The following is a 12655-nucleotide window of genomic DNA, read 5'->3' as shown; positions in this document are numbered from 1 at the left end:
ATCGCTAACTCATCAATCGTTAGTCGTTAGCATCACAAGATCATGCGCAGCGGCATAACACTCAATCTCTGCTCCTTTCGCCATACTGCCGTCAGGATTCATCAGTTCACATAACACTGCTGCAGGCTTTAAGCCTGCCAACTGCATTAAATCGATGGAGCCTTCGGTATGCCCGCGGCGAGTCAATACGCCACCAGCAACCGCACGCAATGGGAAAACATGGCCAGGACGTGCCAGATCACCAGGGACAGCGTGGTCAGCAATTGCCGCTTTCACAGTAGTTACGCGATCAGTCGCAGATACGCCAGTCGTAACGCCAATTTTAGCTTCAATACTTACGGTAAAGGCAGTGCCAAAGCGACTGTCGTTCGTCACAACCATCGAGGGCAATGCTAATTGCTTCACCCGCTCATCCGTAAGGCAAAGACAGACAATCCCGCTACCATCGCGTATCAATCTGGCCATGCTATCGGTCGTGATTTTTTCTGCTGCAACAATAAGATCGGCTTCATTCTCCCGATCAAAATCATCCATTAACAGAATAGGTCGCCCCTCTGATAAATCAGATAAGGCACGTGAAAGACGTTCTGCGAATGGTGGCAAAACCAAAGGCAAAACTAAGGAACTTGTTACAGTGGATATCAACATAATAGAAACGCTCCGCAAAAAAAGTGCAAAAGACGTTTCAGGGGATTTTGAATAGCCAAACGCAAGCAACACAAGCGCGCTCGAATAAACGAACGTGCTTGTGCGTGCATTAAGTGTGGCGCATCTTCTTTCATCCGGACTATGACCGTCGGCTCTGGAGTCAAACCAGATCTGCTGACCTTCCAACGCAAATTCACTGTTCCGAAAATGTGATTCGTTGCAAGCGCTCGCGGGCTTGTTCAAGCATCAACTACTTGTTTGAACTTACCGCCGGTGGGGAGTTTCACCCCGCCCTGAAGACGTACTACTTACCGAATTAGTCGGCTTGACGATTATACAGATTTGGGAAAATTGAAGATCAAGCGACGATTTCTATCGTTGATCCTGTTGAATCCCTCATGAACCATCTCGACAGCAAACAGCGATTGGAACAGGCGTTAAAAATGCTAGAGATTCAGTCATCTATTGAATATACTCCCTATTATTTATATAAAAAATACCCCAATCTCCTTTTAATACATGGACGATCAAAATGTACTCATATGGAGTATAACTATTATCAAAATAAAAAGAGACAGCAAACTCAATCAAATATAAAGAAAAATCTTGATGCCGCATGACAATGTATGATCCGAACTTCGCTGGATTAAGTATCAGAGTATTAAATATACATCATTCAAATAATGTCTATCCATATGTCAAAACTACATATAAGCAAATAAAGACTAAGTAGTTTGGATTAAGGCTCAGATTCTTTACTATGCTGTTACTTTCAACATGGTGATATGAACGGGGTAGTATGGATTTAGGCTATGTAGCGTCCGGTTTTGCAGTAGGTATTTTGGTAGGACTGACTGGCGTTGGTGGCGGATCGCTGATGACACCTTTGTTGACTCTGCTGTTTGGCGTGTCACCTACCGTTGCGGTCGGTACCGACTTAGCATTTGCGTCGATTACTAAAGCGACCGGCACTTTTACCCATCGCTTACGTGGCACAGTGGACTGGCATGTGGTGCGTTTGCTGTGTTACGGCGCCCTTCCGGCAGCATTGATTGCTACGCTGAGCCTGAAACATTTTGGCGCTCTGGATAAAGAAATCGGTCAGATTATTCGTTATTCTATTGCCGGTTCGGTGCTGTTGACCGTGGTCGCCTTACTGTTTAAGTCTAAAATGCTGGCATGGCTTAATCGCCATCCAGAGAAGCAATTGCAAGGTACGCAATTGGCTGCGGCGACCATCGTTTCTGGCGTTTTGCTGGGCACCTTGGTAACCGTTTCTTCTATCGGCGCCGGTGCAATTGGCGCGACCTTGCTGGTGATGTTGTACCCACGGATGTCTGCTGCGCACATTGCCGGGACTGACATTGCGTATGCGGTGCCACTGACTGCCATTGCTGCCGTCGGTCACTGGTGGTTAGGATCAATCAACTGGGAGTTGCTGGGTACCTTGTTAATAGGTTCATTGCCTGGCATTACGATAGGCTCCATGGCGGCGCGTGCCGTACCAGAAAAATTTTTGCGTGGACTATTAGCTACAACCTTAACTATTGTTGCCGCTAAGCTGGTTCTTTAAACTGTAATTTTGAGCGTATTTTTTTAGGACCTCACAATGTATCGCTACGATCAACACGATCATCAAATTATCAAAGAACGTATCGCTCAATACCGCGATCAAGTACGTCGCCGCTTGTCGAACGAGTTGACGGAAGAAGAGTTCTTACCGCTGCGTTTGCAAAACGGTTTATACATGCAGCGCCACGCCTACATGTTACGTGTAGCGGTACCTTACGGCATGTTGTCTTCTACCCAGATGCGTAAGTTTGCCCACATCGCACGTAAATACGATCGCGGTTATGGCCACTTTACGACACGTCAAAATATCCAGTACAACTGGATCACACTGGAAGAAACGCCGACCATTTTAGAAGAACTGGCATCGGTAGAAATGCACGCCATTCAAACATCCGGTAACTGTATGCGCAATATCACTTCGGATGAATTTGCCGGCGTTGCTGCGGATGAGATCATTGATCCACGTCCTTATGCAGAAATTTTGCGTCAGTGGACAACCTTCCATCCCGAGTTTGCGTATTTGCCGCGTAAGTTTAAGATCGCCATCAATGGTTCCTTAGAAGATCGTGCTGCCATCGCAGTGCATGACATCGGCTTAACGGTGGTGCATAACGAACAAGGTGAAGTCGGTTTTAAAGTTATGGTTGGCGGCGGCATGGGTCGCACACCGATACTTGGCAGCGTGATCCGTGAGTTTTTGCCGTGGCAACACGTGATGACTTACCTGGAAGCGATCCTGCGTATTTATAACCAATACGGTCGCCGTGACAACAAGTACAAAGCGCGTATCAAAATCCTGGTAAAAGCCATCGGCGCTGATGTATTCGCCCAGCAAGTAGAAGAGGAATGGGCCGACATAAAGGATGGTCCAGCGACTCTGACAAAAGAAGAATTGCAGCGTGTTGCGTCTTACTTCAGTACGCCCGCGTATTCCACATTGCCTGCAACTGATGCTAGCTATGAACAACATAAGCAAGACAATAAAGCCTTCGCTAATTGGGTAAAACGTAATGTCAAACCACATAAAGTTGCGGGCTATGCAAGCGTAGTCTTGTCATTGAAAAAGCCAGGCGTGCCGCCAGGTGATGCAACTGCGGAGCAAATGGATTTTATGGCGGATCTGGCAGATCGTTATAGCTTCGCTGAACTACGCGTCACACATGAACAAAATATCGTGCTGTCTGATGTACAGGAATCTGCCTTATTCGCGCTCTGGCAAGAAGCAAAAGCGCATGGACTGGCAACACCGAATGTTGGCTTATTGACCGATATGATTTGCTGCCCGGGCGGTGATTTCTGCTCGCTGGCAAATGCAAAGTCAATTCCGATTGCGCTCGATATTACAGACCGTTTCGCCGATCTCGACTATCTGCATGATATCGGTGATTTAGAACTCAATATGTCGGGCTGTATTAATGCCTGCGGTCATCACCACGTCGGCAATATTGGTATCTTGGGTGTGGACAAAGATGGTAGCGAGTTTTACCAGGTCTCGATTGGTGGTGCGCAGGGCAACAAAGCCGCGATTGGCAAAATCATCGGCCCATCGTTCTCAGCTGGACAAATGCCAGAGGTGATCGAACGTATTATCCAAGTGTATTTACGTGACCGTATTGAGAACGAACGTTTTATTGATACCGCTCAGCGTTTAGGTATTGTGCCGTTTAAAGAATATGTCTATGCCACACCGATCAAAACGCTGGAACATTACGGCGAAGATGCTGGTGCGGCAGTGTCGTACTGATCTATTTTTGAGAAAGAATTTATATGCGTGAAATAATCAAAGATAAGACCATCGTTCAGGACGACTGGGCAGTATTACGCCTAGCTGAGGGCGAGACGCCAGATGCTGTCGCCATTCCAACGGGCAAAGTCATTGTGCCGCTAAAAGTATGGCAATTGCAACGTGAATCATTGGCTAAACGTCAGCAAGAATCGCAAGATATTGCCATCTGGTTTGGTAGTGATGAACAAGCGAAGGAATTAAAAGAGGATCTATCACTGTTCAAGTTAGTGGCAGTTGATTTTCCTAAATTTTCGGATGGCCGTGGTTACTCGATTGCCTACAATTTAAGATCACGTTTTGGTTTTAAAGGTGAAGTACGCGCAATCGGTGATGTGTTACGTGACCAGTTATTTTATATGCAGCGTGTTGGATTTAATGCCTTTGCAACGCGTGAAGATCGCAGTATTCAAGACGCGATCAAAGGTCTGACTGACTTCAGCGAAAAGTATCAGACCTCATGGGATGAGAAGAACCCGCTATTCCGTCGTGAGCATAGGACTACGGAGCACATATGAGCGATTTTACAAATGAGCTAGCCGATAAATTGTCGGGTAAATTATCGGATAAATTGTTAGACACTAAGGCCACGCTACAACGCATCGCTACAGAATTTTCCCCGGCTGTGTTTGCCTCTAGTCTGGCGGCAGAAGACATGGTATTGACCGATCTGATCTTGCGCAACAAACTTGCCATCGGTATTTTTTCGCTTGAAACAGGTCGCTTGCATGCAGAAACGTTGGGCATGCTAGACAAGATCAAAGAAGTCTATGGCTCTGAGATTCATTTATTTAAGCCTGAACCAGAAGCAGTTGCAAATTACGTTGCGCAAAATGGTTTAAACGCGTTTTACGATAGCGTAGAAATGCGCAAAGAATGCTGCCGTATCCGTAAAGTAGAACCACTCAATCGCGCATTATCTGGCAATAAAGCATGGGTGACAGGACAGCGCCGTTCTCAAGCAACAACGCGTACAGAACTCGCTGTACAAGAAGATGATGCGGCGCATGGTATGCAAAAATTCAATCCCTTGGCCGATTGGTCAGAGGAAGATGTCTGGCACTATATTCGCAGTAATAATGTGCCTTATAACCCTTTGCATGACAAAGGCTATCCATCAATTGGTTGTGAGCCGTGTACTCGCGCAATTACGCCTGGTGAGGATGTACGCGCAGGCCGCTGGTGGTGGGAAAATCCTGAATCAAAAGAATGTGGTTTACATGTGGTTGATGGCAAGCTCATCAGAATTAAATCTGTTGCCTGAAGATAGATAAATAAATAGTGATAGCTAAGCAGTAGTAATTCAAAAGTCATAGCCCAACAGTCAAAAGAAGATTATGAATACAGTCGTGGAAAAACAATTTATCGATGCAGCGAGTAATCGCCATCTGGATTGGCTAGAATCCGAAGCCATCCATATCATGCGTGAAGTCGCTGCTGAGTGCGCTAATCCTGCCTTACTATTTTCTGGCGGCAAGGATTCTGTTGTGATGCTGCGTATCGCAGAGAAGGCTTTTCGCCCGGGCAAATTCCCCTTCCCTTTAGTGCATATTGATACGGGTCATAACTTTGCCGAGGTCATCACTTTCCGCGACAAGAAAGTAGCTGAACTGGGTGAGCGATTGATTGTTGGATCGGTGGAAGACTCAATCAAACGCGGCACCGTACGATTACGGAATCCCTTAACCGATTCTCGTAATGCAGCCCAGGCTGTGACACTACTGGAAACCATCGCGGCACATAAATTTGACGCTTGTATGGGCGGTGCGCGCCGTGATGAAGAAAAAGCGCGTGCAAAAGAACGGATATTTTCCTTCCGCGACGAGTTCGGTCAATGGAATCCAAAAGCGCAACGACCAGAATTGTGGGACCTGTATAACACTCGCGTCCATCCTGGCGAAAACATGCGTGTGTTCCCTATTTCTAACTGGACCGAGCTGGATGTCTGGCAATATATCGCACGTGAAAAATTGGAATTACCATCCATTTATTTTGCTCATGAGCGTCAGGTTATTCCACGCAATGGCTTATTAGTCCCTTTGACAGAGTTGACACCAGCACGCGATGGCGAGACGGTAGAAACACAAGTGGTCCGCTTCCGTACCGTCGGCGATATCTCTTGCACCTGCCCAGTGTCATCCGACGCTGCGACAGTAGATGCCATCATTGCAGAGACAGCGATTACCCAAATCACTGAGCGCGGTGCAACCCGCATGGATGATCAGACATCAGAATCCTCAATGGAAAAACGTAAAAAAGAAGGATATTTCTAATGGCTACTTTGAATACGGCTGTGGCACCCATTTTAGCTGACGCTACCAGAGAACGCGGGCTACTACGCTTCATCACCGCAGGCTCAGTTGATGACGGCAAAAGTACGCTGATTGGTCGCTTACTCTTCGACAGTAAGGGTATTTTTGCTGATCAGTTAGATGCCATGTCGCGTGCCAAACATAAACGTACTGTCGGTGACACCATTGACTTATCCTTGCTGACCGATGGCTTAGAAGCCGAGCGTGAACAAGGTATTACGATCGACGTTGCTTATCGTTATTTTGCAACGCCTAAGCGCAAGTTCATTATTGCTGATACCCCGGGACATGAGCAATACACACGCAATATGGTGACAGGCGCATCCACCGCTGATGCTGTGATCATTTTGATTGACGTTTCTAAGGTCAAATTAGGTGATGACGGCAGCGTGGATTTACTCACACAAACCAAACGCCACTCGGCTATTGCGCACTTGCTGCAAATCGAACATGTGGTTGTTGCTGTAAATAAAATGGATTTGGTTAATTACGACCAAACTGTTTATGATCGCATCGTCGCTGCCTACCAAACATTCGCACAACAATTGGGCCTGAAAGATATTCACCCGATTCCGCTCTCTGCGTTGGCTGGTGATAACGTCGTTACGGCGAGTGATAAGCTGGCTTGGTATCAAGGCCCGACCTTGATTGAGTTACTGGAATCACTCAGCGTGTATGACGATTGCCATGACGAGCCGTTCCGTTTTCCGGTACAACTGGTAGCGCGTCATAACGGTCACGAAGCCAATGATTTCCGTGGCTATATGGGTCGAATCGAAGCTGGGAAAGTCAGCGTCGGTGACAAATTAGTAGTACAGCCTGGCGGACAATCTGCGACCGTCAAAGAGATTTTGACATTGGATGGTTCTTTACCATTTGCAGTGGTTGGTCAGTCTGTGACGATCTTGCTGGACGAGTATCTGGATATTTCACGCGGTGACATGCTGGCCGCTGCTAGTCGCCCCGCAACTCAGCTTAAAACATTGCAAGCCGATTTGTGCTGGTTATCAGAAGATGCGATGGATATTGGCCGCAAATATTGGATTAAACACACGACCAAACAAGTAGCGGCAAAGGTAACGGCGATTGATACCTTATTAGATATCAACACGCAGGAGCGACGCACCGCAACAACGCTAAAACTCAATGATATAGCTACCGTCACGATCAACGTGGCGCAGCCATTGGCAGTCGATGCCTACGATGATTTGCGTTCGACCGGTGCGTTTATTTTAATTGATGAAGTGACCCACCAGACAGTGGCGGCTGGTATGATCAAATTAACTGAATCTACAGTCTAAGCTGACAAAACTATTATGCAGAAACCGGGCGGCAAAGTTTATTTAATTGGTGCTGGCCCCGGTGCTGCTGACCTCATTACCGTACGCGGTGCTCGCCTGCTGGCGCAAGCAGAGGTTGTTTTGCATGATGCCCTGGTAACGCCAGAAATGCTGGCACTTTGCCCGCAAGCGGTAAAAATTTCAGTCGGTAAACGTAGTGGCCAACGCTCTGCCGCACAATCGCAAATCAATCAACAAATCCTTGAATGTGCACAGCACTACAGCCTTGTGGTGCGTCTTAAAGGCGGCGATCCTATGTTGTTTGGGCGTGCCGATGAAGAGCTTACGGCTATGGAGCAAGCGGGTATTGAATATGCCATTGTGCCTGGCATCACCACTGCCGTTGCCGCCGCAGCCAGCGCCTGCCAGCCGTTGACAAAACGTGGCATCGCCCGCAGCGTTGCTTTCTTTACCTCAAGCACAGCACCGGGCGAAACATCAGATACTCGCATACCAGAATGCGATACCTTGATTCAATACATGGGCGGCAAAGAAGCTGCATTAACAGCACAGAGATTGCTGGCTTCAGGCTATCAGCCGGACTTACCAGTCGTCGTGATAGAAAATTGCAGTCGTCCAAATGAACGTATTTTGCGACTGCAATTAAAAGAATTAGAGGATGGTCTTAGCGATCGCGAAGGACCGGTGCTGGTGATGATAGGTGAAGCGATGAGAAGCAGATTCGGCCAAACCTAGCCCAGAATCTGAGCCTGCCGCTAGCCCTGACTCTAGCCACACATCTAGTCCGACCATACCTTAAATTACATCACTTTAATGCAATAGTCACGAATTGCAGCTAACACCATGGCGTCTTCGCCGACAGCTTCTGCGACCTTGATCGTCAGGCCCGCATAGTCCGATCTTAGCTGATCAAGCAATATCGGCAAATCACGCAAAACATGACCGCCCTGCCCCAAAAAAATAGGCACGATGCTTATTTCTGTAATGTCATTGTCTACCATCTGCTTGACCAAATCTGGCAAGCTCGGCGTCATAAACTCTAGAAACGCCAAGGCAACCGTGACACCGGGCAAACTAGCCTGAGTCATTTGCTGCAAGCGTTGAAAAGGTGCTGCCCAACGTGGATCACGTGCACCATGCGCGAATAAAATCTGAGCTTGTTTTTTGATCGTCACGATTAATGTCTTTCCACCATCCAGAGTGCAATTATTGCCAGTATTAAAAATATGATGCTAGGTACTAAGGCTGTCACCAATGCAGGCCAGGTATTTAACATGCCAACATGGGAGAACAGGCTGTTAGTGAGATAAAACACCAAGCCAATCATGATGCCACTAAATATTTTTAAGCTTATACCACCACTTCGCGCATGCAGATAAGCAAATGGCAGAGCCAAGGCCATCATTACCAGTGTGGCAAACGGATAGGTTAACTTTTTCCAAAAGGCGATTTCATAACGTTTGGTGCCTTGCTTGTTGTCCGCAAGATGCTTGGTGTAAGCGGCCAAATCAAATGCCGACATCCGGTCTGGATCTACAAATAGCACGGATAAAATATCAGGCGTAATCTCTGAAATAATATCCATCGTTGCCATTTTTTTGTTAGATACAGCGGCAATATCCGGTGTGGATAAACTTTTTGGAAACGAGGTTTGACTGACATTGGACAAGCGCCATACATTGCCGCCCATGTATTCAGCATTTTCTGCCAAAATTTCTGTACTTAAATGGAATTGCTGATCCAATTCTAGCAATTTAACTCCGACCAATTGTCCCTTAGGCAGGATTTGTTTCACGTTTAAAAAACGAGACCCAATCACGTTGCCAGTTAACCCATGCTCTCGCAGCAAATCTTTCGTCCACAAACCAGACCTGAATTCTTGGGTCACAGAACTATTTAGTGCACTGAGTTTGATTTTTTCAGCCAGCTTGGTAGTCACGGGCGAGACAAATTCACCAAAAACAAAAGTAATCACGACAAATAACAAACCAATTTTTGCCAGCATGCTGCCAACCATTCCGGTAGACATACTAGCTGCCCGCATGATGGTAAATTCAGAGTTAGATGCGAATTGAGCAAGCACATAGATGGTGCCAATCAAGACGGCAATTGGCATAAATTCATAAAGATAACCAGGCAAACCTAGCAATACATATTGCACAGCCTGTTGCAGCCGATAACCAGTGTTGTTGATCGACTGAAGTTCTCCCATTAGATCGAAAAATGCAAAAAGAGCCAGCAAAGCCACCATCACAAACAGGACAGAGCGAATAATCTCTACGCCAAAATAACGCTGTAAAACTCTCATAGTGCGCTCTGTTGTTGATGGTCTTTGCGACGCAACGCAAATTTAGCTTTTGACCATAGCACTGAAGGATGCCAGTTGCTGTTGACATTTAAACGCCACGACAACATCAACATCACCGATATTATCGCGAATAAATGCAGTGGCCACCACGCTTTTCCAAAACTGAAACGTCCCTGAACAACAGTTGCTTGCATAATATTAACGAACGTCAAATACATAATCACGAGTAACAGAGCCACAATCACGTTCGCGGATCGACCTACCCTTGGATTAACAAATCCCAACGGGATAGCCATCAACAACAAAACGATACTCATCAAAGGCAAAGAGACTCTCCACAATAACTCACCGCGATTGAAGTTGGTCGGGTTGTCTAACAACTGCTTTAAAGGGAGTGACTTCGCCGATTTGTCGCCCATTTCTGCCGTGGTCTGCGCAGAAACTAAAATGCCATATCGTTCAAATTGCATCATCTGAAAATCTGGCTCCGTAGCTAAGCCATCGTAACGGCGTCCCTGACTCATCAATAGAAATTTATCGCCATGGGCATCTATTTCCATTTTGCCTTCCTTGGCAACCACGATGCTGGACCGTCCATTAGTGAAGGTATTTATAAAAATATTTTGCACTTTACTCAGATCGCCTGCTACACCTTCGACAAAAAAGATGCGGTCAGTTGACGCAGACTCCTGGAATTTCCCGGGGGACACTTTTGCGATATCTTCTCGCTTTTCATATCGTTCTTTCAATTCTGTACTTTGACGATTTGCCCATGGTGTAGCGACTAAACTAAGTACCGCAGTCGATACAATAATAGGTAAACCGAACAGTAAGACTGGAGTAACCCATTTGCTCAAACTTACACCTGATGCAAACCAGACTACCATTTCGGAATCTTGATAAGATCGACTTACGACCATTAAGACCGAAATAAAACCGGTCAAAATTAATAAAATAGGCAGATACTGCAAGGCAGAAAATCCTATTAATTGCACCACATCTGCTGATGCGACTTTGCCACCGGCGGCGAGGCCGAGGATTTTGATCAACATCCAAGTAACAGTGATAGTGAAGAGAATCGTGAAGACAGCGCCTGCGGCACTGAGTAATTCACGTCGAAGCGCGCGCTGAAAAATCATGGAGGGTTATAATATCGTTTTTTACGAGACTTACAAAGAGGAGTAATACGTGGACTTTAGCATAAAAACATTCGACGCCAAAAGCACTGTGAATGCCACCAAAACTGGCTGCGTAGTTGTAGGCGTATTCGAAAACAAAAAATTATCCGCCTCAGCTTCCGCATTAGATAGCGAAGACGAGATCGCTGCAGCACTCAAATCCGGCGATATCACTGGCAAAATTGGCTCATCATTATTGCTACGTAATATTGCAAATATTGCAGCAGAACGCATATTACTCGTTGGTTTGGGCGAAGAAGACGTTACCATATCAGAAAAAGCCTTTACGCAGGCGGTAAATGCAGCCGCACGTGCGCTGGCAAACCTCGGCGCAAATGACGCAACAGTAGCTCTGCCATCCGTTAAAGAGCGCGATACTGCCTGGACAATACGGACTGCTGTCATCGCCTTCCACGAATCGATTTTCCGTGCTGACGGCCTCAAAAGCAAAAAAGATACTACAAGCACTGGCGTTAAAAAAGTCGCTTTCGGTGTTGATGCAGCAGAAGCAACTGCTGCAAAAAATGCCCTGGCACAAAGCATTGCGCTGGCAAACGGCATGGATTTAACCAAAGAATTGGGGAATTTGCCTCCCAACATCTGCACGCCAACTTATCTTGCAACGACAGCGAAAAAAATCGCTACCGATTACAAAATGGGCATAGAAGTATTAGATCGCAAGCAATTGCAAGCGCTCAAAATGAATAGCTTTCTGTCAGTCACCAATGGCTCTGTCGAACCACCAAAGTTCATCGTGTTAAAACACATGGGCGGCAAAGCCAAAGATGCGCCAACGGTGCTGGTCGGTAAAGGCATTACATTTGATTCTGGCGGTATCTCTCTCAAAGGCGGCGCTGGTATGGATGAAATGAAATACGACATGGGTGGTGCGGCTTCTGTCCTCGGCACCATGCGTGCGATTGGCGAAATGAAGTTGAAGCTGAATGTCGTCGCAGTCATCCCAACTTGCGAAAATATGCCTTCTGGCAGCGCCACACGTCCGGGCGATATCGTTACATCCATGTCTGGTCAAACGATAGAAATTTTGAACACGGATGCAGAAGGTCGTCTGATTTTGTGCGATGCACTGACTTACACCGAGCGTTTCAAGCCATCCGCCGTAGTTGACGTCGCAACACTGACCGGCGCTTGCGTCACGTCTTTGGGCCATCACAACACTGGCTTGTTCACACGCCATGACGCGGCACACGATGCGCTGGCGACTGAATTGCTGACCGCTGGTAAACAAACCGGTGATACCGCATGGCGTATGCCGATTGAAGAAGCTTATAACGAGCAACTGAAATCGAATTTTGCTGATATGGCGAACATCGGTGGCCCGGCTGGCGGCAGTATTACTGCAGCATGCTTCCTTGAACGCTTCACCAAGAAATATACTTGGGCGCATCTGGATATCGCTGGTACAGCATGGAAATCAGGTGCAGCCAAAGGCTCTACTGGTCGCCCAGTTCCTCTGCTGACAATGTTCTTAATCAATCGTGCTGGCTAAATCCGTCGGAGCTTGAAGGGAGTTCGTTGAGAAAATAACGTCT

At 46.8% G+C, this 12655-nt stretch carries 13 protein-coding genes and 1 riboswitch; of the genes, 9 read left to right on the top strand and 4 right to left on the bottom strand.

Annotated features, from left to right (window positions below; translation table 11 throughout):
- Window positions 1-12: 12 nt before the first annotated feature.
- Window positions 13-642, bottom strand: coding sequence for a 3,4-dihydroxy-2-butanone-4-phosphate synthase (gene ribB / locus QN395_RS10340; RefSeq protein ID WP_416200161.1), 630 nt, complete (start codon window positions 640-642; stop codon window positions 13-15).
- A gap of 124 nt (window positions 643-766) precedes the next feature.
- Window positions 767-953, bottom strand: a riboswitch (FMN riboswitch).
- Window positions 954-1046: 93 nt separating this feature from the next.
- Here ribB and QN395_RS10335 point away from each other — a divergent pair.
- The 8 genes from QN395_RS10335 (at window position 1047) to cobA (ending at window position 8351) form a co-directional block, all read left to right on the top strand.
- The gene (locus QN395_RS10335; RefSeq protein ID WP_322119647.1) at window positions 1047-1268 is read left to right on the top strand and encodes a hypothetical protein; all 222 of its coding nucleotides are present in this window, start codon (window positions 1047-1049) and stop codon (window positions 1266-1268) included.
- A gap of 179 nt (window positions 1269-1447) precedes the next feature.
- A complete protein-coding gene (locus QN395_RS10330; RefSeq protein WP_322119648.1) occupies window positions 1448-2221 on the top strand; it encodes a sulfite exporter TauE/SafE family protein in 774 nt (257 codons plus the stop codon).
- 36 nt (window positions 2222-2257) lie between these two features.
- The gene (locus QN395_RS10325) at window positions 2258-3964 is read left to right on the top strand and encodes a nitrite/sulfite reductase (RefSeq protein WP_322119649.1); all 1707 of its coding nucleotides are present in this window, start codon (window positions 2258-2260) and stop codon (window positions 3962-3964) included.
- Between the two features lie 23 nt (window positions 3965-3987).
- On the top strand, window positions 3988-4521 hold the full coding sequence (locus QN395_RS10320) for a DUF934 domain-containing protein (protein ID WP_323491937.1): 534 nt from the start codon (window positions 3988-3990) through the stop codon (window positions 4519-4521).
- Complete coding sequence (locus QN395_RS10315) at window positions 4518-5267, top strand: phosphoadenylyl-sulfate reductase (RefSeq protein ID WP_322119651.1); 750 nt, start codon at window positions 4518-4520, stop codon at window positions 5265-5267. Before QN395_RS10320 ends, QN395_RS10315 begins: the two co-directional genes overlap by 4 nt.
- A gap of 73 nt (window positions 5268-5340) precedes the next feature.
- Window positions 5341-6276, top strand: coding sequence for a sulfate adenylyltransferase subunit CysD (gene cysD, locus QN395_RS10310; RefSeq protein ID WP_322119652.1), 936 nt, complete (start codon window positions 5341-5343; stop codon window positions 6274-6276).
- Window positions 6276-7616, top strand: coding sequence for a sulfate adenylyltransferase subunit 1 (locus QN395_RS10305; protein WP_322119653.1), 1341 nt, complete (start codon window positions 6276-6278; stop codon window positions 7614-7616). The genes cysD and QN395_RS10305 overlap by 1 nt, the downstream gene beginning before the upstream one ends.
- Window positions 7617-7631: 15 nt before the next feature.
- Window positions 7632-8351 carry a uroporphyrinogen-III C-methyltransferase gene (gene cobA, locus QN395_RS10300; RefSeq protein WP_322119654.1) on the top strand — a complete coding sequence of 240 codons (720 nt, stop codon included), beginning with the start codon at window positions 7632-7634 and terminating at the stop codon, window positions 8349-8351.
- A 65-nt stretch (window positions 8352-8416) separates the two neighbouring features.
- On the opposite strand, the gene QN395_RS10295 is transcribed toward cobA, so the two are convergent.
- Genes QN395_RS10295 through lptF form a run of 3 tightly spaced genes read right to left on the bottom strand, consistent with a single transcriptional unit; the run spans window position 8417 to window position 11063 of the window.
- On the bottom strand, window positions 8417-8791 hold the full coding sequence (locus tag QN395_RS10295) for a CbiX/SirB N-terminal domain-containing protein (RefSeq protein WP_322119655.1): 375 nt from the start codon (window positions 8789-8791) through the stop codon (window positions 8417-8419).
- A 2-nt stretch (window positions 8792-8793) separates the two neighbouring features.
- Window positions 8794-9924, bottom strand: coding sequence for an LPS export ABC transporter permease LptG (gene lptG, locus QN395_RS10290; RefSeq protein ID WP_322119656.1), 1131 nt, complete (start codon window positions 9922-9924; stop codon window positions 8794-8796).
- A complete protein-coding gene (lptF, locus tag QN395_RS10285) occupies window positions 9921-11063 on the bottom strand; it encodes an LPS export ABC transporter permease LptF (RefSeq protein ID WP_322119657.1) in 1143 nt (380 codons plus the stop codon). The genes lptG and lptF overlap by 4 nt, the downstream gene beginning before the upstream one ends.
- A gap of 49 nt (window positions 11064-11112) precedes the next feature.
- Here lptF and QN395_RS10280 point away from each other — a divergent pair, with 49 nt between their 5' ends.
- Window positions 11113-12612 (top strand): leucyl aminopeptidase, encoded by a 1500-nt coding sequence (locus QN395_RS10280; protein WP_322119658.1) that lies wholly within the window; start codon window positions 11113-11115, stop codon window positions 12610-12612.
- The last annotated feature ends 43 nt before the right edge of the window (window positions 12613-12655 follow it).

It is taken from the genome of Undibacterium sp. RTI2.2 (assembly GCF_035018705.1).
GTDB lineage: Bacteria > Pseudomonadota > Gammaproteobacteria > Burkholderiales > Burkholderiaceae_D > Undibacterium.
Note: the sequence above shows the minus strand (reverse complement) of the source record. Positions and strands in the feature narration are given on the sequence as shown.